The sequence below is a fragment of the Bradyrhizobium amphicarpaeae genome (assembly GCF_002266435.3).
GTDB lineage: Bacteria > Pseudomonadota > Alphaproteobacteria > Rhizobiales > Xanthobacteraceae > Bradyrhizobium > Bradyrhizobium amphicarpaeae.
The window spans coordinates 683095-704575 of sequence record NZ_CP029426.2; the positions used below are offsets into that span (position 1 = coordinate 683095).

The following is a 21481-nucleotide window of genomic DNA, read 5'->3' on the forward strand; positions in this document are numbered from 1 at the left end:
CTGAGGCGGCCGCCCCTTCGGCGGCCCTCGAAGGGCGACAGCCCGCCTCTCGCCGCGAGCCTTTAAGTGTCAGCCGCCCCAGCCGGGCCGTCCATCCTTCGAGGCTCCCGGCGCGGTGCTATTGCACCGCGCCACTCGCACCTCAGAATGACGGGAGCTGCGCCGGGAGGCTATTTTGCCTTCGGAAAAGCGTTGTGATTTCAACGACATCCCTACAGTGCATGGGGTTGTTTTCGCAAAAAATGGGTCAGGGCAGGCCGTCATGGCCGGGCTGGACCCGGCCATCCATCCCCTGGACGGACGCTCGTGTTGCGATGGATGCGCGGGTCAAGCCCGCCATGACGCGGTCACGGGAATCCATTTGACTCCTCCCCGATTCTGATTCGACTCCGCGCCGTCCCCAACTTAACGGTTTGCGCCATCGAAACGTCACTTGTACGGCGGCCGAAAACTCCATCTAGTTGCAGCCAACAAGACTCCCGCGACATGTTGCGTGAACGGAACATGACTCCTAGGGGAGTCAGCGATTCGGCCGCGATTCGTTCTAGAGTCGTTCCGAAGCTTAAGGCCAAAGGGAAAAGCGTCGCAAGGTGAGACAGTTGCGCGGGGTTTGGGGAAGGCGTTCCTATGTTGCGTCCCGTCACCCTGAGGTGGCCGCCTCTTCGGCGGCCCTCGAAGGGCGACGGGCCCGGCGGGTGCCGCAGGCGCATCCTCGGCTGGCACCCGGGCCGTTCATCCTTCGAGGCTCCCCATGCGGCGCGATGCGCCGCCTGGCTCGCACCTCAGGATGACGGGATGATCAGTCCGCAGTCGCCGCTCCGCCCCAGACAGCACTGACATTCGCCCTCACAGGCACTACCTAATCCCCCAGATGCCCTTTTCCTCCTCCCCCTTCGCCTCCGAGCGCGCGCTGTCCGATCGCGTGCCCGGCGCCGGCGTCACCGCGGTGCTCGGGCCGACCAATACCGGCAAGACCCATCTCGCCATCGAGCGGATGCTGGCGCATCCCTCAGGGCTGATCGGCCTGCCGCTGCGCCTGCTCGCGCGCGAGGTCTACAACAAGATCGCCGCGCGGGTCGGCAGCGATGCGGTCGCGCTCGTCACCGGCGAGGAGAAGATCAAGCCGAAGAGCCCGCGCTATTGGGTGTCGACCGTCGAGGCGATGCCGCGCGACCTCGACGTCTCCTTCCTCGCCGTCGACGAGGTCCAGATCGCCAGCGATCTCGAACGCGGCCATGTCTTCACCGACCGCATCCTCAACCGCCGCGGCCGCGACGAGACGCTGCTGCTGGGCGCCGCGACGATGCGCCCGATCATCGAGCGGCTGCTGCCCGGCGTCTCCATGATCACGCGGCCCAGGCTGTCGCAGCTGGAATTCGCCGGCGACCGCAAGATCACGCGCCAGCCGCGCCGCACCGCTATCGTCGCGTTTTCGGCCGACGAGGTCTACGCCATCGCCGAGCTGATCCGCCGCCAGCATGGCGGCGCCGCCGTGGTGCTGGGCTCGCTCTCGCCCCGCACGCGCAACGCGCAGGTGGCGATGTTCCAGAACGGCGACGTCGATTATCTCGTCGCCACCGACGCCGTCGGCATGGGCCTCAATCTCGACGTCGACCACGTCGCCTTCGCCTCCGACCGCAAGTACGACGGCTATCAGTTCCGCCGGCTGACGCCGTCCGAATTCGCGCAGATCGCGGGACGCGCGGGGCGCGCGACGCGCAACGGCACCTTCGGCACCACCGGCCGCTGCGCGCCGTTCGAGCCCGAGCTCGTCAACGCGCTGCAGAACCACACTTTCGAACCCGTGAAGATGCTGCAATGGCGCAACGCCAGGCTGGATTTTGCCTCGCTCGGCGCGCTCCAGGTCTCGCTGAACCTCGCCCCCGGGCACGAGGCGCTGACGCGCGCGCCTGTTGCCGAGGACATGCGCGTGCTCGAGCACGTGTCCCGCGACGCCGAGGTGCGCGATGTCGCGCATGGCAAGGAGGCCGTGGAGCGGCTGTGGGAGGCCTGCCAGGTCCCCGACTATCGAAAACTGTCGCCGGCGGCCCATGCCGAGCTGGTCACCACGCTGTACGGCTTCCTGATGCGGAAGGGCTGCATCCCCGACGCCTGGTTCGAGGCCCAGATCACCCAGGCCGACCGGATCGACGGCGACATCGACACGCTGTCGGCCCGAATCGCGCAGATCCGCACCTGGACCTTCGTCGCCAACCGTCCGGACTGGCTGAAAGACCCCGAGCGCTGGCAGGGAATCGCCCGCGAGGTCGAAAATAAATTATCGGATGCGCTCCATGAACGCTTGACTGAGCGTTTCGTTGATCGCCGGACCAGTGTATTGATGCGCCGCCTGCGGGAGAACACGAGCTTGAATACTGAAATCGGCAAGACCGGCGAAGTCATCGTCGAAGGCCATGTCATCGGCCGTCTCGATGGCTTCACCTTTGCACCGGATGCGGCGGAAGCCGGCTCCGATGCAAAAGCCTTGCAGGCTGCAGCGCAAGCGGTGCTCGCCGGCGAGATCAACACGCGCGCTGAAAAGCTCGGCAACGCGCCGGACGATCAGTTCGTGCTGACCTCGGAAGGCATCATCCGCTGGACCGGCGACGCCGTGGCGCGACTGTCTGCCGCAGAGGACGCGCTGCATCCGCGCATCCGCATCATCTCCGACGAGCGCCTCACCGGCGCCCCCCGCGACAAGGTCCAGGCCCGGCTCGAGCTCTGGCTCAAGACCCATGTCGAGAAGCTGCTCGGGCCGATGTTCGAGCTGTCCAAGGCCGAGGACGTCACCGGCATCGCCCGCGGCATCGCCTATCAGCTCGTCGAGGCGCTCGGCGTGCTCGAACGTCCGAAGATCGCCAACGAGCTGAAGGATCTCGACCAGCCCTCGCGCGCGGTGCTGCGCAAATACGGCGTCCGTTTCGGCGCCTATCACATCTATTTCCCCGGCCTGCTCAAGCCCGCCGGGCGTGCGCTGGCCGCGCTGCTGTGGGCGCTGAAGCAGGACAATGTCGATCTGTCCTCGCTGTCCGGCGCGCAGCATCTGGCCTCCTCGGGGCGCACCTCGTTCCCGGTCGACAAGGCGCTGCCGCGCGATGCCTATCGCGTGCTCGGCTACAAGCAGGCCGGCGAGCGCGCCGTGCGCGTCGACATCCTGGAGCGCCTGGCCGATCTGATCCGTCCGGCGCTGGCCTGGCGCGAGAACGCGTCCGGCGAAAAGCCGGCCGGCGCCTTCGACGGCCGCAGTTTCGTGGTGACGCAGGCGATGACCTCGCTGACCGGCTCCGCAGGCGAGGATTTCGCCTCGGTGCTGCGTGCCCTCGGCTATCGCATGGAGAAGCGCCCGCCGCTGCCGGCAAAGCCCGTCGTGGCCGAGCAAGCCGTGCCTGAAACCGTCGCGGCTGAGACGCCGCCGGCTGACGGCAGCGCCGAGTCCTCGACGGAGACCGCCGCCGAGGCCGTTGCCGGCCTGCCGGCGGAGGCCTCCACCGACGCTGCCGCCGAGCCGGTCACCGTCGAAGATGCGCCCGGCATGGAGCTGCAGGACGAGCCGGCTCAGCAGGCCGAGCCTGCGCTGGAAGCCTCCCCCGAGGCCCCCGTCACGCCCGAAGACGCCCCCGGCATTGCGCCGCCGGCGGAAGAACCCGCTGCGCCCACCGAGCCTGCCGGCCTCGAAGCCACTCCGGCCGAGACGGCGGCGGCCGAAGCTGCCGCGTCACCCGAAGCCGCGGCGCCTGAAACTGCGGCGACGCCCGCCGAGCCCGAGCTGATCGAGGTCTGGCGTCCCGGCGGCCGTCACGAGGACCGCAAGCCGCGCCACGAGCGCCATCGCCACCAGCGCCACCACAATCAGCGTCCGCAGGCCGGCGCTGAAGCCGGCGCCGCGCCCGCCGAAGGCGAAGCTGCGCAAGCGGCCGATGGTGAGAAGCGGGGCGAGCGACGTCATGGCGGTCATCGCAGAGATTCTGGCCGCGACGGCGGCAGAGACTTCCGCAAGCCGCGCGAAGGTGGCGAAGGCGCGCCGCGTCCCGAGGGGCGCGACGACAAGAACCGCCGCTTCGAGGGCAAGGATCGCGACAACAAGGATCGCGACAACAAGGGGCGCGATCGCGACAAGGGCAAGTTCGGCGGCGATCGCGACAAGGGCCGTGACAATCGCGGCCGTGACCGCGACAAGGGCCGCGACCGCCAGGGCGGACCGTCGCTGCGTCCCTACGCCTCGAGCGCGAACCCGCGCGAGCGCGACCGTCCCGCCGATCCGAACTCGCCCTTCGCAAAACTCGCCGCGCTGAAGGAGCAGCTTTCCGGGCGCAAGGAGTAGCATAGCGTTTTCAAGCGAAGTGCCGAGCGGTTCGCGTGAAGAAAACGCGTCAGAAGGAGTAGTCCCACGAGCGAGCGGCAGCGCCTCGACAAATGGCTGTGGCACGCGCGGGTGGTGAAGGCGCGGACCTCGGCGGCCGAACTCGTCGGATCCGGTCATGTCCGCGTCAACGGTGAGCGCGAAAGATCGCCGGGCCACGCGATCAAGATCGGCGACGTCATCACCGTCGCGCTCGATCGCACCGTGCGCGTCCTGAAGGTGACGGGCTTTTGCGAACGCCGCGGCGATGCCGCCTCGGCGCGAATGCTCTACGAAGAGCTCGGGGTGCGCAATTAATTGCGCTTTGCATTCATTTCTTGGTCGATCAAACGCGCAAAGCCGTCATGATCCGGCCTTCCCGACCTTGCGGCGCCCGGCCATCCGCGCTACGCAAGCCGCGACTTTTAAAAGAGCTTTTCGGAGCGTTGGATGACTTACGTCGTCACTGAAAACTGCATCAAGTGCAAGTATACCGACTGCGTCGAGGTCTGCCCGGTCGACTGTTTCTACGAGGGTGACAACATGCTCGTCATCCACCCTGACGAGTGCATCGATTGCGGCGTGTGCGAGCCGGAATGCCCCGCCGACGCCATCAAGCCGGACACGGAACCGGGCCTCGAAAAGTGGCTGGAAGTGAACACCCAGTACGCCAAGAGCTGGCCGAACATCACCCAGAAGAAAGAATCACCTGCCGACGCCAAGGAATTCGACGGTCAGGAAGGCAAGTTCGAGAAGTATTTTTCTCCGAACCCCGGTTCAGGCGACTAAATCGGGCCCAAACTTAACCCTAATAGCGTCGCTGCCGCCGAAAACCAGCCCTGAAGACCCCTAAATCATTGATTTTTGCGGGAAATGTGCTATATTGGGCACATTAAGCCGAACCCTGTCAGCCCCGTTGGCCCCGCTGGGTTCCCGTGAAACCAAATGTCGAACAGGGGCGTGGCAGTTTCCGCGCGCAGGCTGTGTCACAGAAAACGCGTAAAAAGAGTACTTCAGCGAGGGCTTCCCATAAGGAGGCCAAAAAAGTCGCCGCGGCCAGCCGTAGCGCATCCAAGGGTCGGGCCGCTGCCAAGGCGCCGCCGGCTGCAAAGTCCTCGAAGAACAAAAGAAGCGCAATGCCTAACAAGACTGCCAAACCGGCCGTGAAAGCGACCGTTGCAAAGCCTGCTGCCAAGCCTGTCGCTGCCAAGGCTCCTGCTGCCAAGGCTCCTGTTGCGAAGCCCGCCGCGTCGAAGGCTCCCGTTGCTGCTCCTGCCAAGGCTCCCGTCGCTGCCGCCAAGCCCGCTGTGAAGCCGGCGGCTGCTGCGCCGAAGGTCGAGGAAAAGAAGGTCGTGACCCAGCGCCAGGGCTTCAAGGCCAATGAATTCGTCGTCTATCCCGCTCACGGCGTCGGCCAGATCCTGGCCATCGAGGAGCAGGAGATCGCCGGCGCGAAGCTCGAGCTGTTCGTCATCAACTTCATCAAGGACAAGATGACGCTGCGCGTGCCGACCGCCAAGGTCGCCAATGTCGGCATGCGCAAGCTGTCCGAGCCGGCGCTGGTGAAGAAGGCGCTGGAGACGCTCAAGGGCCGCGCCCGCGTCAAGCGCACCATGTGGTCGCGCCGTGCCCAGGAATACGAAGCCAAGATCAATTCGGGCGACATCGTCGCGATCGCGGAAGTCGTGCGCGATCTCTATCGCTCGGAATCGCAGCCGGAGCAGTCCTACAGCGAACGCCAGCTCTATGAAGCGGCGCTCGATCGTCTGTCCCGCGAGATCGCGGTCGTGCAGCACTCGACCGAGACCGAAGCGGTCAAGGAGATCGAGGCCCAACTGGCCAAGAGCCCGCGCCGCGGTGCCAAGTCCGAAACCGCCGAAGGCGAAGCGGATGCCGAGGGCGATACCGACGACACCGATGGCGACGACACCACCGTCGCCGACGAGGCCGCGTAAGCCGCTTCGTTCTGCGCAAGCAATCAAAAGCCCGGCCGTTTTGGCCGGGCTTTTTGTTTGGATGGCAGGGTGGGTTCGTTACTTCACGGGCCGCTTCTCGAGCTTCCGCGCCAGCGTCCTGCGGTGCATGCCCAATCGCCGTGCCGCCTCCGAGATGTTGAAATCGGTCTCGATCAGGGTCTGGTGGATGCGCTCCCATTCCAGCGTCTTGATCGAGGTCGGTCGCGCATCGAGTGCGACCTCGGTATTCCCGGCGGCCTTGTTGAAGGCGGCCTCGATGTCGTCGGTGTTCGATGGCTTTGCGAGATAGTGGCACGCGCCCAGCTTGATCGCCTCCACAGCGGTCGAGATGCTGGCAAAGCCGGTCAGCACTACGATCAGCATATCAGGGTCATGCGTGTGCAAGAGCTCGACGCAGGCGAGCCCTGAGGCGCCGCCAAGCTTGAGGTCGACGACGGCTTGGCCGAACGTGCGCTCCTCCAGCACGTTCCGCACGTCCTCGATCGAGGCGGCGAGCACGACCTCGTAGCCTCGGCGCTCGAACGAGCGCTTCAGCGTGCGTGCAAAGCCGGCATCGTCCTCGACGACGATGAGCGAACGGTCAGTCGTCAAAATTTCCTCCGATCGCGAGCGTTGCGAGCGGCAGCGTCAGACGCACGGTGGCGCCGCGCTTCCTGTGGTTCTCGGCCGTGACGGTGCCGCCGAGCTTGCGCACGACGTTGACCACCAGGAACAAGCCGAGACCGCCGCCGGCGCGGCCCTTGCTCGACTGATAAGGCTTTCCGAGCTGCGCCAGCATCTCCGGCGCAAACCCCGGGCCACGGTCGCTGATCGACAGGACGAGATTGTCGCCCTCGCGCTCGGCGACGAGCTCGACCCAGTCGCGCGACACCTCATAGGCGTTGTCGAGCACGTTGAAGATCACCTGTTTCAGAGCAACATCCGAGACGATCGCGACGTCCGCGCCGAAGGTGTTGACGAAGTAGAGCGTCCGCGCCGAGCGTGCGTCGCGCCACTCATCGACCAGGGCGGTGACGAACGCCGTCACCGTCGTCGGCGACGAGCCTTCGCCGCGCGCTTCGCCGGCCGAGACCAGGATGCCCGTGACGATCGACTTGCAGCGTTGCAGCGAGGTCTCCATCTCCGCGAGGTCCTCGGCGAGCTCCTGATCGGCGGCAAGATCCGGCATGCGGCGCCAATCGCTGAGGATCACCGAGAGCGAGGCGAGCGGCGTGCCGAGTTCGTGGGCTGCGCCGGAGGCAAGCAGGCCCATGCGCACGATGTGGTCTTGTTCGGCCGCATGCTGGCGGAGCGCGGCAAGATGCGCGTCGCGCTCGCGCAAATTCCTGTTGATGCGGGTGACGAACACCACCAGCAGCACGGCGTTGAGCACGAAGCCGAGCAGCATGCCGGCGACCGTGAGCGTGTAAGTTTCGCTCCACGGGTTCGGCGGCAGGTCGAGCGGCCGGTACGCCAGGGTCAGCCACACAAAACTCGCGCAGGTCAGTGCGACCAGCGACCAGGTCGAGCGCGCATCGAGCAGCACTGCGCCGAGCGTCACCTGCAGCAGGAACAGCGACGTGAACGGATTGGTGGCGCCGCCGGAGAGGTAGAGCTGCGCGGTCAGCGCGGCGACGTCGAGCATCAAGGCGACCAGCAGTTCGTTGTTGGTGATCGCGGCGCGGTGGCGCACCCAGACCAGGCTGGAGACGTTGAGCAGCACCAGCGCGCCGATCACCGCGCCCATCCGCTCCAATGGCAAGGGAATGCCGAGCCCAAAATGCACGCCGCCGATGGTCACGATCTGGCCGACCACCGCGGTCCAGCGCAGCTGGATCAGCAGTGCCATGTTCTTGCGGTTGGTCTCGTCGTCGGTCGGAGCGGTGCCGATCAGCTCGCTGCGTGCGTCCGCCTGCGATTGCAGCGTGACGGCCAGCCCGTCCTGCGCAAGCGTGTGGGAATGCGTCTTCCCGTCGTCAGGTCGGCTCGACGATCGTTCCAGCATCTGATCCCGTCCTGCGGGCGCCGGCATCGGAGCCGCCAGCCTGTTCGTGGACGAAGCGTTTGCGGCGGAACAACCCGCCGCCGAATGTGACGAAGATTCGACCCGCCAGCATGAAAGCCAGGGCAAACCACGTCAGGGCATAGATCAGGTGGTTATTGGGAAAGCTGACCACGGTCAATCCGCCGATTGGACCGCTGCCGGATTGTGATCCGGCATCGGCATCGACGAAGAATGGCGCGACGTCGTGCAGACCCCGGGCCGCGGCGATCGCGGCGACATCGCGCGAATACCAGCGGTTGTGCTGGGGCACGTTGTTCCGGAGGAAGCCGCCATTCGGCTCCGTGATGCGGAGCAGGCCGGCGATCTCGACCCGGCCGTCCGGATTGCCGTCCCGGCGCGTCGATGCGTCACGCCGCTCCGATGGCACGAAGCCGCGGTTGATCAGGACCTGCGTGCCGTCATCGCGCTGCAGCGGCGTCAGCACCCAAAAGCCCGGGCCCTCCTCGGTGACGGCCTGCACCAGCGTCTCGCGGTCATGCAGGAAGCGGCCTTTGAGGCTGACATGCCTGTATTCGTCGCTTGCGGCGCTGACCGCAGGCCATGAAGCGGGCGAGGGGATCGGCTGGGCCGGGGCATGGACGCGCTGCTCGACGCGGTCGATCAGCGCCAGCTTCCAGGCGCGGCGCTCGATCTGCCAGATGCCGAGCGCGATGAGAAGAACGAAGGCTGTCAGCGAGAGGACCGTGAGCCACAGGGCGGGACGCGCAGCCTTGCCGCGCGCCCCGCTCGCCATGTCTGTCACGGTCCCTAATTCGCTCACTTCATTCCGCTCATCTGGTGCATCGGCATCATGTTGCTGTTGAGGTGGTTCATCACCCACAGCGAACCCGACAGCGCGATCACCACCATGACGATGGTGAAGATCAGCGCCATCATGCTCCAGCCGTTCTCGGACGTTGTGTTCATGTGCAGGAAGTAGATCATGTGCACGACGATCTGCACGACCGCGAAGGCCATGATGACCAGCGCGGTGATCTGCTTGCTCGGCAGTGCGCCGCTCATCACCAGCCAGAACGGGATCGCGGTCAGCACGACCGAGAGCACGAAGCCGAGCATGTAGCCCGAGAACGTACTGTGGGCGTGGCCGCCTTCGTGGTGATGATCGTCCGCGTGGGCGGCGTGGGTATCGGTGTTCATCGCAGAACTCCCAGGAGGTAGACGAAGGTGAAGACGCCGATCCAGACCACGTCGAGGAAGTGCCAGAACATCGACAGGCACATCAGGCGGCGGCGGTTGGCCTCGATCAGGCCGAATTTTCCGACCTGCACCATCAGCGTCACCAGCCAGATCAGGCCGCATGACACGTGCAGGCCGTGGGTGCCGACCAGGGTGAAGAAGGCCGAGAGGAAAGCGCTGCGCTGCGGCGTGGCGCCCTCATGGATCATGTGGGCGAATTCGGAGAGCTCGATGCCGATGAAGGCGAGGCCGAACAGGCCGGTGATCGCCAGCCAGATTTGCGTCTGCGCGACCTTGTTCTGCTGCATCGTCAGCATGGCAAAGCCGTACGTGATCGACGACAGCAGCAGCATCGACGTGTTCACCGCCACCAGGGGCAGCTCGAACAGGTCCTTCGGCGCGGGGCCGGCGGCGTAGTTGCCGCCGAGCACGCCGAATGTGGCGAACAGGATCGCGAAGATGAGGCAGTCGCTCATCAGATAGATCCAGAAGCCGAGCGAGGTGCTGTAGCCTTCCGGATGCGGATGTTCGTCGGCGAGATAGAAGACCGGCTCGCCGGATTGGGTGGGATGGACAGCGACAGTCATTTACTTGGCTCCGGCGAGCAGTTTGGTGCGCGCGTCCTCGGCCCGGACGACGTCGTCGGCCGGAATATCGAAGTCGCGGTGATAGTTGAAGGTGTGACCGATGCCGACGACGAGCAGCCCGGCGAAGCTCAATGCAGCCAACCACCACATGTACCAGATCAGGCCGAAACCCATTGCGGTGGCGAGGCCGGCAAGGATGATGCCGGTGCCGGTGCTGCTGGGCATGTGGATCGGCTTGAATCCGGTCAGCGGACGCTGGTAGCCGCGCTTCTTCATGTCCCACCACGCGTCATTGTCGTGAACGACGGGGGTGAAGGCGAAGTTGTAGTCAGGCGGCGGCGAGGAGGTGGCCCATTCCAGCGTGCGTGCATCCCAGGGATCGCCGGTGACGTCCTTGAGCTGTTCGCGCTTGAGGAAGGAGACCGCGAACTGCATCAGCATCGAGAGGATGCCGAGGAACACCAGGAACGCGCCGATCCCGGCGATGATGAACCATATCTGCAAGCTCGGATCGTCGAACACGCGCAGCCGGCGAGTCACGCCCATCAGGCCGAGCACGTAGAGCGGCATGAAGGCCAGGTAGAAGCCAGTCACCCAGAACCAGAACGACATCTTGCCCCAGAACGGGTCGAGCTTGAAGCCGAAGGCCTTCGGGAACCAGTAATTGATGCCGGCGAACGCGCCGAACACCACGCCGCCGATGATCACGTTGTGGAAGTGCGCGATCAGGAACAGGCTGTTGTGCAGCACGAAGTCGGCCGGCGGCACCGCGAGCAGCACGCCGGTCATGCCGCCGATTACGAAGGTCAGCATGAACGCGATCGTCCACAGCATCGGCAGCTCGTAGCGGATACGGCCCCGATACATCGTGAACAGCCAGTTGAACATCTTCGCGCCCGTGGGGATCGAGATGATCATCGTGGTAATGCCGAAAAACGAGTTGACGCTGGCGCCCGAGCCCATCGTGAAGAAGTGGTGCAACCAGACCAGGTACGACAGGATGGTGATGACCACCGTGGCGTAGACCATCGAGGTGTAGCCGAACAGCCGCTTGCCGGAGAAGGTCGAGGTCACCTCGGAGAAGATTCCGAACGCCGGGAGAACCAGGATGTAGACCTCGGGATGGCCCCAGATCCAGATCAGGTTCACGTACATCATCGGGCTGCCGCCGAAATCGTTCGTGAAGAAGTTGGTGCCGACGTAGCGGTCGAGCGTGAGCAGCGCGAGCACGACGGTCAGGACCGGGAAGGAGGCGACGATCAGGACGTTGGTGCAGAGCGAGGTCCAGGTGAACACCGGCATCTTCATCATGGTCATGCCGGGGCAGCGCAGCTTGACGATGGTGCAGATCAGGTTGATGCCGGACAGCGTCGTTCCGACGCCGGCGACCTGCAAACCCCATATGTAATAGTCGACGCCGACGTCGGGACTGTAGCCGATGTTGGACAGCGGCGGATAAGCCAGCCAGCCGGTGCGGGCGAATTCGCCGATGAACAGCGAGGCCATCACCAGCACCGCGCCGCCGACCGTCATCCAGAAGCTGAAATTGTTCAGGAACGGGAACGACACGTCGCGCGCGCCGATCTGGAGCGGCACCACGTAGTTCATCAAGCCGGTCACCAGCGGCATCGCCACGAAGAAGATCATGATCACGCCGTGGGCGGTGAAGACCTGGTCGTAGTGATGGGAGGGGAGGAAGCCCTCGGAGCCGCCGAACGCCATCGCCTGTTGCGCACGCATCATGAGGGCGTCGGCGAAGCCGCGCAGCAGCATCACGATGCCGAGGATCATGTACATGACGCCGATGCGCTTGTGGTCCACGCTGGTGAACCATTCGCGCCAGAGATAACCCCAAAGGCGGAAGTAAGTGAGGCCGCCCAGCAGCGCGGCACCGCCGAGCGCAACCACCACGAAAGTGCCGACGAGGATCGGCTCGTGCAGCGGCAGCGAATCGATGCTGAGACGGCCGAAGATGAGCTTGAGAAGATCAGGAGACATGCGGGATCTCTTTAGGAGTCTGACTTCAGGAATCGGACTTGGGACGCAGTCCGAGGAAGAAGGACGAGGACTTGAGCGGTGTGAAGCCCGGCCGCTTCAGGCCGGCGCCGAGCAGCGGCGCCAAATCGAGGGGAGCCGTGATCGACGCCGTGGTCCTGCCTTGCGGCGCATCGGGCGTGCAGGTGCCGGCGACGAAGCTCGGCTCCGGCCCCAGCGCCGTGCCGCGACGGGCGTATTTGTCGTAGGCCAGCGGCAGCGTGTTGTTCAGGCCCTCAAGGCCGTTGCCGCCCTTGGCGTCGATCGCCATCATCTCGCTCTGGCACATCTTGCCGGTCTCGACGCACATGTTGAGGATCAGGCGGTAGAGATCGGCATCGACGGTGCCCCAGCGTCGCACCGGCTCGTTCTGGCTCGGCTTTTCGAGCTGGAGATATTCGGCGCGGCCGAGCGAGCCGCCCGCCGACTTGGCGCTGGCGACCCAGGCGTCGAAACCCTTGTCGTCGAGGCCCTGGAAGTTGAAGTGCATGCCGGAGAAGCCGGCACCGCTGTAGTTGGCCGAGAAGCCCTTGTAGCTGCCGGCGTGGTTCACCACCGCGTGGAGCTTGGTCTCCATGCCCGGCATCGCGTAGATCTGGCCGGCGAGCGCTGGGATGTAGAACGAGTTCATCACCGAGGACGCGGTGATGCGGAAGTTGATCGGACGATCGACCGGAGCTGCGAGCTCGTTGACGGTGGCGATGCCGTAGTCCGGATAGATGAAGAGCCATTTCCAGTCGAGCGCGACGACGTCGACCTCGAGCGGAGCCTTGGACTGGTCCACGGCGCGGTCGGCATGGATGCGGCCAAGCGTGCGGTAGGGGTCGAGCAGATGCGTGCCCATCCAGGTCAGCGCGCCCAGACAGACGATGATCAGCAGGGGGGCCGACCAGATCACCAGTTCGAGCGCGGTCGAGTGATCCCATTCAGGCTCGTAGCGAGCGGCCGTGTTGGACTGGCGATAGCGCCAGGCGAACAGCACCGTCAGCGCCATCACGGGGACGACGATCAGCAGCATCAGGACGGTGGAGATAATGACGAGGTCGCGCTGTTGGGCTGCGATATCGCCGGCTGGCGCCAGCACGACATAGTCGCAGCCGCTGAGCGCAGCAGCCAGAGGTAGTAGCGCCAGGATCTTGAGACGAGACACGGGCCGAGCCTTTGAGAATGAGTTTCTTTTGCGGGGCCAACGGGTAGCTGCGGCGCAGCAATCCGGACATTGGACAATTTGTCCAATGTTGCAGTGCGGAATGTTGGGTCAGACAAAGCCGGATTGCCTGGCGCCCCGCCGGGCGGTCGGCTTTGGTTTTCAGGACGTTAAGGGCGCACGCATGGCGACGGCACAGACCCCCGCAATGGCAGACCTCCACTCGGGCGAGCACGGCCACGACCAGGCCAGTCCCGGCGAGATCGCCATCGGCGTCATCATCGGCCGTACCTCGGAATTCTTCGACTTCTTCGTCTTCGCGATCGCCTCGGTGATCGTGTTCCCGCGTCTGGTGTTCCCGTTCGCGAGCGAGCTGACCGGCACCTTTTATTCTTTCATGGTGTTCGCACTGGCCTTCATGGCCCGGCCGATCGGCACCGTCATTTTCATGACGGTCGACCGTGCCTACGGCAAGACCGCCAAGCTGATCTCCGCGCTGTTCCTGCTCGGCACCGCCACGGTCGCGCTGGCGTTCCTGCCCGGCTATCACGAGATCGGCGCCGCCGCGATCTGGCTGCTGGCGCTGGCGCGCATCGCGCAGGGTCTGGCCTGGGGCGGCGCCTGGGACGGCATGGCTTCGCTGCTGGCGCTGAACGCGCCGCCTTCCAAGCGCGGCTGGTACGCGATGGTGCCGCAGCTCGGCGCTCCGCTCGGGTTGATCGTGGCGAGCGCGCTGTTCGCCTATTTCGCCGGCAACCTCTCGGCCGACGATTTCTTCGACTGGGGCTGGCGCTATCCGTTCTTCGTCGCGTTCGCCATCAACGTGGTGGCGCTGTTCGCCCGCCTGCGCATGGTGACGACGGAGGAATACGCCTCGCTGTTCGAGACCCGCGAATTGCAGCCGGCGCGCATTTCCGAGACCGTCGCACGCGAAGGCCAGAACATCATGCTGGGCGCGTTCGCGCCGCTGGCGAGCTTTGCGCTGTTCCACATGGTCACGGTGTTTCCGCTGTCGTGGGTGTTCCTGTTCACCCGCGAAAGCCCGGTGCGCTTTTTGATCATCGAGATCGTCGCTGCCGTGTTCGGCGTCGGCGCGATCGTGGCGTCCGGCATCATCGCCGACCGCGTGGGGCGCAAATCGCTGCTGATGGGGTCAGCGATCGCGATCGCGATCTACAGCGGCTTTGCCCCGCAGCTGCTCGACGCCGGCGCGTTCGGCGAGACCATCTACATGGTGATCGGCTTCATCCTGCTCGGCCTGTCGTTCGGCCAGTCCTCGGGCGCGATCGCCTCGAACTTCAAGCAGACCTATCGCTACACGGCGTCGGCACTGACCTCGGACATGGCCTGGCTGTTCGGCGCCGGCTTCGCGCCGCTGGTGGCGCTGCTGCTCGCCACCAATCTCGGCGTCATCGCCTCGGGTGCGTATCTGTTGTCCGGTGCGTTCTGGACCTTGCTCGCGCTCTGGCTCAGCGGCCAGCGCGAGGCCGGCGATATGGACGCGGGGCGCTGAGGCCCAAGCGGTCGCCGCATCACAGGTGTCATAGGGTGGGCAAAGGCACGTAAGCGCCGTGCCCACCGTTCTTCTCCACATGAGAGAAAGACGTGGGCACGCTTGCGCTTTGCCCACCCTACCGCACGAACCCCCTGGTCAATCCGCCACGATCTTCACGCGATCGCGCACCTTCACCTGCGCGGTGCGATCGAGGCCGTTCAGCACGCGAAAGCGCTCGGCGGGATGATCGACGCCGGCCATGCGGTGGGACAGAGATTCCACGGTGTCGCCGGGCTGCACGGTGATGACCTTGATGCGCAGCGGACGCGCGGCCTGGATCTCGTCCAGCGTCAGGCGGCGGAATGAATTGACGGTCTCGCGCGCGTTGCGCTCGCTCTCGGTCGATTTCTGCCGGGTTGCGAAGATGAAGCGGTAGACGTCGCTGCCGAAGCGCAGCGCGTAGACCTTGAACTGCCACTGGTCGCCCTTGGCGGTGGCGGACGCGGCCGGAAAGCCGTTGATGGTGATGTCTTCGGTGGACGCCTTCTCGACGCCCTCCATCCAGCCGGAATTGAGGTAGTCGCCGAGCGACTGCTCGGCCGGGACGCGCACCACGTCGAAACGCATCGCCTGTGCGCCGCCCTCGCGCACGCCGATTACGGCCTGGGCGGTGTTGTCGAGTGTGAAATTGTCCGGCGCCTGGAATGTGAAGCCGAGCTTCGGATGCAGGAAGCGGCGGCCGCGGACGAAACCTTCGCTGGGGTCTTCGCCGTAGACGAGGTTGTCGATCGCCGCGAGATAGGTCTCGCGGTCGCGCTCGGCGCCTTCGGGCGCAGTATATTGCCGCGCGATGGTCTGCGCGTTCTGCACGCGCTCGGGCGTTGCCGGATGCGACGAGGTGAAATCCTGCGCGCGCGGATCGAGCGAGCTCTTGCCCGCTTTCAGCTCGGCATTGCGCTCCATCGCCGAGAGGAAGCGCGCAGCACCGTAGGGGTCGAAATGCGCCTTGGCGGAAATGCCGACGCCGATGCCGTCGGCCTCGAACTCCTGCTTGCGCGAAAAACTCGCCATGGTGAGCTTGGTCTTGGCCAGCGCCAGCGCGGTGAGGTCCGGATCGTTGCTCATGTCGGTGACGACGCGGGTGACGATCGCGGCCTGGCGCGCCTGGTCCTCGCGCATCGCGGCGTGCTTGGACAGCACATGTGCCATCTCGTGGCTGAGGACGGAGGACAATTCAGAGGTGTCGCTCGCGAGCGCAAGCAGGCCGCGGGTGACATAGAGCTGGCCGTTCGGCAGCGCGAAGGCGTTCACCGCGCCAGAATTGAGGATCGTGACCCTGTAGCCCTGGTCGGGGCGATCCGAGGCGGCAACCAGCCGGTCGACGGTCTTGCTGACGAGCGATTCGAGCCTGGGATCGTCGTAAGTGCCGCCATAGCTCGCCAGGATCCGCTCGTGCTCCTTCTCGGTGGCAGGGGTTTGGGCTACGGCCGGCTTCGGCTTCGGCATCGCGACGGTGGCCGGGACGGCGGCGGTCTGGAACCGGCCCATGTCGCCGCAGCCCGCCAGCGCCGTGCCCAGCACGAGGCATAGCACGGCCGGCGCCGCCCGCAGGCGGCGGCGTTCGTTCCGTACGTGCCGTTCTAGCACCCCATTCACGTCGCTTAACCCGTGCCTGGCCCTCTTAGGGCCTTATCCCTGTCGGCTCGTTCGCGCCCAGCAACTCGATCTGCCCCACGAGCCGCACATCGATCCGCGGTCCTGTATTCCCCTCGACCCAGCCCCGGACTCGAACACGTTTATTTTCCAAGGACTTAAGGGTGATGCCGGCGCTTTCGAACGCCGGTAGCGTGCGCTTTGAAATAGTCGCGGCAAAGCCACGTGTCCAGTTCCGTCCGAAGTTGAGGTAGGTCATTGCCCCAGCTTGCCGGACTGACAGGATTTTACCCTCGACCACCACAAAGTGCCCCATCCCCGCCAAAATATCGTCCGGACTTTCCGCGTTTTTTATGGCCGACGGGTCAGCCCAGCTGCCATTTTTTTGGCGCCGTGCCGCGGCCTCCGACGCCATCAGGGCGGCGGCGCAGTCCTTGTCGCTGATCTCGGCGGAAACCAGGGCGTCGCCCTGGGCGAGCAGCATGGACTGCACCGGGGTGTCGCTCTCGCCGATGAAGACCAGCGCGCCCTGGCGGCCGTAGCGGTCGGGCGTGTCGTCAGTGCCGCGGAGTGTGACGTCGCGGCCGGCGAGCAACGAGGTCAGCGCCTGCTTCGTCGTCGCCGTGGGCTCGATGCCGGTGAGGCGGATTTCGCGGCCGTCATCGAGACGCACACTGCGCGCATCGACGATCGCGGCGACGCGGCCTTCGCCTTGGGATTCGAATTGGCATGGCGTCGCGAGCGCGGTGTGGCTCGCGAGGAGAAGGGTCGCCACGATAGAGTAAAGAAGTCGTGCCACGTGACCCGGAGAGGTTGCGTTGTGCTCCTGCTTTACCTCAAGTGTAGCGTTTCGCGAAGACGCTTCCTCATGTCCCGTCATTGCGACCAGCGGAGCGACGAAGCAATCCAGAGTCCCTGCGCGGAAAGAGTCTGGATTGCCTCGCTGCGCTCGCAATGACGCGGAAACATTTTGCGTCGTCTCGCCATTCCGCTTTGCGGAAAGCGCGCAATGATCATTGATCTTCATCGCACCGCGCGCTTGCTGCCCTCTTGCGCATGCGGCATGATTGCGGCAACAGCAACAACCAAGCCGCCATCAGAGTACGGCGCGATAAGGGAGGTCTTTTTCCATGAAGCAAATTTTGTCGGGCATTTTTGCCGCCGCGTTCGCCCTCAGTGCGAGCGCCGTACAGGCCCAGGACAAGCCCCCGCTCAAGATCGGCGGCATCCTCGACATGTCGAGCCTCTATGCCGACATCACCGGCCCCGGCAGCGAGACCGCGGCCAAGATGGCGGTGGAGGATTTCGGCGGCGAAGTACTGGGGCGCAAGATCCAGGTGCTGGCGGCCGACCATCAAAACAAGGCCGATCTCTCCGCCAACATCGCGCGCGACATGCTCGACAACCAGGGCGTCGAGATGATCTACGACGTCGCGGCCTCCGCGACCGCGCTTGCGGCCGGCGAGATCGCCAAGGCGCGCAACAAGATCATCATGTTCAACGGTCCGGGCTCGATCCGTCTCACCAACGAAGCCTGCGGTCCCTATACCATCCATTACGTGTTCGACACCTACGGCCAGGCCAACGTGACCGGCCTTGCGGCCGTGAAGTCGGGCCTCGACACCTGGTTCTTCCTGACCGCCGATTACGCCTTCGGCCAGGACCTGGAGAAGGACACCAGCGCCGTCGTCACCAAGACCGGCGGCAAGGTGCTGGGCAGCGTGCGTCATCCGCTCAATACGTCGGATTTCTCGTCGTTCCTGCTGCAGGCCCAGGCCTCCAAGGCCAAGGTGATCGGGCTCGCCAATGCCGGCGGCGACACCGTAAACGCCATCAAGCAGGCGGCCGAGTTCGGCATCACCAAGGGCGGCCAGAAGGTCTCGCCGCTGCTCGCCTTCGTCTCCGACATCGATTCGATCGGCCTGGAGACCGCGCAGGGCCTGCTGTTGGCTGAAGCCTTTTATTGGGACCTCAACGACGACACGCGCGCGTTCTCGAAGCGCTTCATGGAGCGAACCAAGCGTGTGCCCACCTCGGCGCAGGCCGGCGTCTACTCCTCCGTCACGCATTACCTCAAGGCGGTAAAGGCGGCCGGCACGACCGATGCTGCGGCGGTGATGAAGGTGATGAAGGAAACGCCGATCAACGACTTCTTTGCAAAGAACGGCAAGATACGCGACGACGGCCGCATGATCCACGACATGTACCTGTTCGAGGTGAAGAAGCCGTCGGAATCGAAGGGCCGCTGGGACGATTACAAGCTGCTCGCCACCGTGCCAGGCAGCGAGGCGTTCCAGTCGCTGGAGCAGTCGCGCTGCCCGCTGGTGAAGAAGTGAGCCTCGTCATTGCGAGCGAAGCGAAGCAATCCAGAGATGTTTCCGCAGAGACAGTCTGGATTGCTTCGTCGCTTCGCTCCTTGCGATGACGGTGTGGTGATAGGTCGATCAAACAATAACAAGGGAGACGCCCCATGAACGACATGGTCCTGCAGAAGCTCGAAGGCGGGCTGCTCACCATCACCATGAACCGGCCCGAGCGGAAGAACGCGCTCAACCCCGAGATGGTGTCCGGTTTGGTCGAGGCGGCACGCCGCGCGGCTGACGATCCGGAGGTGCGGGCGGTGCTGTTCAAGGGCGCCGGTGGTTCGTTCTGCGTCGGCGGCGACGTCAAGTCGATGGCGGCGGGCCGGGCGCCGTTGCCGTTCGAGGTGAAGATGGCGAACCTCCGTCGCGGCATGGAGGTCTCGCGCATCCTGCACCAGATGCCGAAGCCCGTGGTGGCGCAGCTCGATGGCGCCGCGGCCGGCGCCGGTCTTTCGATGGCGCTGTCGTGTGATCTGCGCATCGCCTCCGAATCCTGCAAGATCACCACCGCTTTCGCCAAGGTCGGGTTTTCCGGCGATTACGGCGGCACCTATTTCCTGACGCAGCTGCTCGGCAGCGCGCGGGCGCGCGAGCTCTATCTGATGTCGCCGGTGCTCACGGCGAAGGAGGCGCACGCGATCGGCATGGTGACCAAGGTCGTGCCCGATGCGGAGATCGAGACTGCGGCGCACGAGCTTGCGCTGTCGCTGGCGCAGGGCCCGTCAATCGCGCTCGGCTTCATCAAGCGCAACATCAACAACGCCGAGCATCTGCCGCTGGAGGATTGCTTCGACGGCGAGGCGATCCACCACACTCGCTGCAGCGATACCGAGGACCATAAGGAGGCCGCCAAGGCCTTTGTCGAGAAGCGCAAGCCGAGCTTCAAGGGCGCATGACCATGGCGCCCTATCTGCGGCTGCGGCAGATCTGCCTGGTCGCGCCGCAGCTCGCGCCCGTGATCTCCGACATCGCGGAGATCATGGGTCTCGTCGTCTGCTACCAGGACGGCAATGTCGCGAAATACGGCCTGGAGAATGCGCTGCTCCCGGTCGACACGATCATGCTGGAGGTGGTCGCGCCGTTCAAGGATGGCACCACGGCCGGCCGCTTCATCGAGAAGACCGGCGGCCGCGGCGGCTACATGGCGATATTCTGCTGCAACGATCCCGACGAGCGTGGCCGCAACGCCAACGCGCTTGGCGTGCGCACCGCCAACGTGATCGACCATGCGCCCTATCACGGCGTGCAACTCCACCCCCGCGACTGCCGCGCCGCCTTCATCGAGTTCAACCACACCAACGGCAGCGACGATATTCTGGGCGCTTATCCGCCGGCCGGGCCGGATTGGCAGAAATTCATCCGCAAGGATGTGACGCAGGCGCTGACGGCGGTGGAGATGCAGAGCCCGGATCCGCAGGGGCTGGCGGGGCATTGGGGCAGGATCCTCGGCATTGCGGCTGAAGGTGCTCAGTTGAATTTGCCCAACGCGACCTTCCGCTTCGTGAAGGGCGCCAGCGAAATCATGAGCGCGCTGGAGTTTCGTGTGACCGATGTGGCGCGCGTGCTGTCAACCGCCAAGGCCAGGGGGCTTGCGGTGGCGGGCAACGAGTTTCTGCTGGGTGGGGTGACGTTTCGGGTCAACTGAGCGACGGAAGTGTAGGGTGGGCAAAGCGAAGCGTGCCCACCATCTCCATCAATTGGAAAAGACGTGGGCACGGCGCTGCGCGCCTTTGCCCACCCTACGGCATCGCTGTTGCCCGCGTGGAAAGAGACCCCTCATCCGTCGCTTCGCGCCACCTTCTCCCACAAGGGAAGAAGGAAGAAAGCCCTTACCTTCCCTTGAAGTTCGCCGTGCGCCGTTCTTCCGTCGCCTTCACGCCCTCCTTGAAGTCTTCCGTCGCCCGCAATCTCGTCTGCTCGCCGAGCTCGTGATTGGTCGCGGCCATGACGCGGTCGGCCAATCCTGCGCGCATCGTGGCGCGGGTGGAGAGCAGGCCGAGCGGGGAGCATTCGGCGATCTCGCCGGCGAGTTTCATCGCGGCTGCCTTGACCTGGTCCTGCGGCACCAGCTCGTTGGCGAGGCCCCATTTGTACGCCTCTTCGCCGGTGACGCGGCGGCTGGTGTAGAACATCAGCTCGGCGTTGCTCTTGCCGATCAGCTCGGGCAGCGTCGTCGTCAGGCCGAAGCCGGGATGGAAGCCAAGCTTGGTGAAGTTGGCGGAGAAGCGCGCTTCGGGGCAGGTGACGCGGAAATCGGCCGACACCGCAAGGCCGAGCCCTCCGCCGATGGCGGCGCCCTGCACGGCGGCGACGATCGGCTTCTTGGCGCGGAAGATGCGAACGGCCTGGATGTAGAGATGGTTGATCGGGCCGAGATTGTCGGCGGGGTCACCCTTCTTCTCGGCTTCACGCGCTTCCTGCGCCTGCCGCGCCGGATCGCCGAAATTTGCGCCGGCACAGAACGCCTTGCCCTGTGCCGACAGCACGGAAGCGCGGATCTCGATGTCGCGGTCGAATTCGTCGAGCGCATCCGCGATCTGGTTGATCAACGAAATGTCGAAGAAGTTCAGCGGCGGGCGGCGGATCTCGATGGTGCCGACATGCCCGACCTTCTCGACGCCGATGTCTTTATAAGTGCTCATCATGTCCTCGATTGATTAGCGCAAA

General features: G+C 65.0%; 18 protein-coding genes. 8 read left to right on the forward strand and 10 right to left on the reverse strand.

The features are described from left to right. Positions 1-871 precede the first annotated feature (871 nt). The 4 genes from CIT40_RS03370 to CIT40_RS03385 all read left to right on the forward strand — a co-directional run bounded on the left by CIT40_RS03370 (position 872) and on the right by CIT40_RS03385 (position 6294). Positions 872-4321: a helicase-related protein gene (locus CIT40_RS03370; protein ID WP_094890911.1), complete on the forward strand. Its 3450-nt coding sequence runs from the start codon at positions 872-874 to the stop codon at positions 4319-4321. A 114-nt stretch (positions 4322-4435) separates the two neighbouring features. Then, positions 4436-4657, forward strand: coding sequence for a S4 domain-containing protein (locus tag CIT40_RS03375; protein ID WP_244611906.1), 222 nt, complete (start codon positions 4436-4438; stop codon positions 4655-4657). A 132-nt stretch (positions 4658-4789) separates the two neighbouring features. Then, a complete protein-coding gene (gene fdxA / locus CIT40_RS03380; protein ID WP_094890909.1) occupies positions 4790-5128 on the forward strand; it encodes a ferredoxin FdxA in 339 nt (112 codons plus the stop codon). 347 nt (positions 5129-5475) lie between these two features. Then, the gene (locus CIT40_RS03385) at positions 5476-6294 is read left to right on the forward strand and encodes a CarD family transcriptional regulator (protein WP_162307331.1); all 819 of its coding nucleotides are present in this window, start codon (positions 5476-5478) and stop codon (positions 6292-6294) included. Positions 6295-6372: 78 nt separating this feature from the next. Here CIT40_RS03385 and CIT40_RS03390 read toward each other — a convergent pair whose 3' ends face one another. Genes CIT40_RS03390 through cyoA form a run of 7 tightly spaced genes read right to left on the reverse strand, consistent with a single transcriptional unit; the run spans position 6373 to position 13306 of the window. Continuing rightward, positions 6373-6906 (reverse strand): response regulator transcription factor, encoded by a 534-nt coding sequence (locus CIT40_RS03390; RefSeq protein ID WP_094890907.1) that lies wholly within the window; start codon positions 6904-6906, stop codon positions 6373-6375. Then, on the reverse strand, positions 6896-8299 hold the full coding sequence (locus tag CIT40_RS03395; RefSeq protein WP_162307332.1) for an ATP-binding protein: 1404 nt from the start codon (positions 8297-8299) through the stop codon (positions 6896-6898). The genes CIT40_RS03390 and CIT40_RS03395 overlap by 11 nt, the downstream gene beginning before the upstream one ends. After that, a complete protein-coding gene (locus CIT40_RS03400; RefSeq protein WP_094890905.1) occupies positions 8271-9119 on the reverse strand; it encodes an SURF1 family protein in 849 nt (282 codons plus the stop codon). The genes CIT40_RS03395 and CIT40_RS03400 overlap by 29 nt, the downstream gene beginning before the upstream one ends. Further along, positions 9116-9496, reverse strand: coding sequence for a cytochrome o ubiquinol oxidase subunit IV (cyoD, locus tag CIT40_RS03405; RefSeq protein ID WP_094890904.1), 381 nt, complete (start codon positions 9494-9496; stop codon positions 9116-9118). Before cyoD ends, CIT40_RS03400 begins: the two co-directional genes overlap by 4 nt. After that, positions 9493-10122 carry a cytochrome o ubiquinol oxidase subunit III gene (gene cyoC / locus CIT40_RS03410; RefSeq protein ID WP_094890903.1) on the reverse strand — a complete coding sequence of 210 codons (630 nt, stop codon included), beginning with the start codon at positions 10120-10122 and terminating at the stop codon, positions 9493-9495. Before cyoC ends, cyoD begins: the two co-directional genes overlap by 4 nt. Beyond that, complete coding sequence (gene cyoB, locus CIT40_RS03415) at positions 10123-12120, reverse strand: cytochrome o ubiquinol oxidase subunit I (RefSeq protein ID WP_094890902.1); 1998 nt, start codon at positions 12118-12120, stop codon at positions 10123-10125. A 25-nt stretch (positions 12121-12145) separates the two neighbouring features. After that, positions 12146-13306 carry a ubiquinol oxidase subunit II gene (gene cyoA / locus CIT40_RS03420; protein ID WP_094890901.1) on the reverse strand — a complete coding sequence of 387 codons (1161 nt, stop codon included), beginning with the start codon at positions 13304-13306 and terminating at the stop codon, positions 12146-12148. Positions 13307-13487: 181 nt separating this feature from the next. Here cyoA and CIT40_RS03425 point away from each other — a divergent pair, with 181 nt between their 5' ends. Next, the gene (locus CIT40_RS03425) at positions 13488-14816 is read left to right on the forward strand and encodes an MFS transporter (RefSeq protein ID WP_094890900.1); all 1329 of its coding nucleotides are present in this window, start codon (positions 13488-13490) and stop codon (positions 14814-14816) included. Positions 14817-14954: 138 nt separating this feature from the next. Here CIT40_RS03425 and CIT40_RS03430 read toward each other — a convergent pair whose 3' ends face one another. Further along, positions 14955-16445, reverse strand: coding sequence for a M48 family metalloprotease (locus tag CIT40_RS03430; protein ID WP_100298057.1), 1491 nt, complete (start codon positions 16443-16445; stop codon positions 14955-14957). 34 nt (positions 16446-16479) lie between these two features. After that, a complete protein-coding gene (locus tag CIT40_RS03435; RefSeq protein WP_094890899.1) occupies positions 16480-17331 on the reverse strand; it encodes a thermonuclease family protein in 852 nt (283 codons plus the stop codon). A gap of 250 nt (positions 17332-17581) precedes the next feature. Here CIT40_RS03435 and CIT40_RS03440 point away from each other — a divergent pair, with 250 nt between their 5' ends. The 3 genes from CIT40_RS03440 (at position 17582) to CIT40_RS03450 (ending at position 20459) form a co-directional block, all read left to right on the forward strand. Then, positions 17582-18787: an ABC transporter substrate-binding protein gene (locus CIT40_RS03440; RefSeq protein WP_094890898.1), complete on the forward strand. Its 1206-nt coding sequence runs from the start codon at positions 17582-17584 to the stop codon at positions 18785-18787. A 134-nt stretch (positions 18788-18921) separates the two neighbouring features. Further along, positions 18922-19710 (forward strand): enoyl-CoA hydratase, encoded by a 789-nt coding sequence (locus CIT40_RS03445; RefSeq protein ID WP_094890897.1) that lies wholly within the window; start codon positions 18922-18924, stop codon positions 19708-19710. A 2-nt stretch (positions 19711-19712) separates the two neighbouring features. Next, positions 19713-20459: a VOC family protein gene (locus CIT40_RS03450; RefSeq protein WP_162307818.1), complete on the forward strand. Its 747-nt coding sequence runs from the start codon at positions 19713-19715 to the stop codon at positions 20457-20459. A 184-nt stretch (positions 20460-20643) separates the two neighbouring features. Here CIT40_RS03450 and CIT40_RS03455 read toward each other — a convergent pair whose 3' ends face one another. Beyond that, positions 20644-21456, reverse strand: a complete 813-nt coding sequence (locus CIT40_RS03455; RefSeq protein ID WP_094891068.1) for an enoyl-CoA hydratase/isomerase family protein — start codon at positions 21454-21456, stop codon at positions 20644-20646. Between the last annotated feature and the right edge of the window lie 25 nt (positions 21457-21481).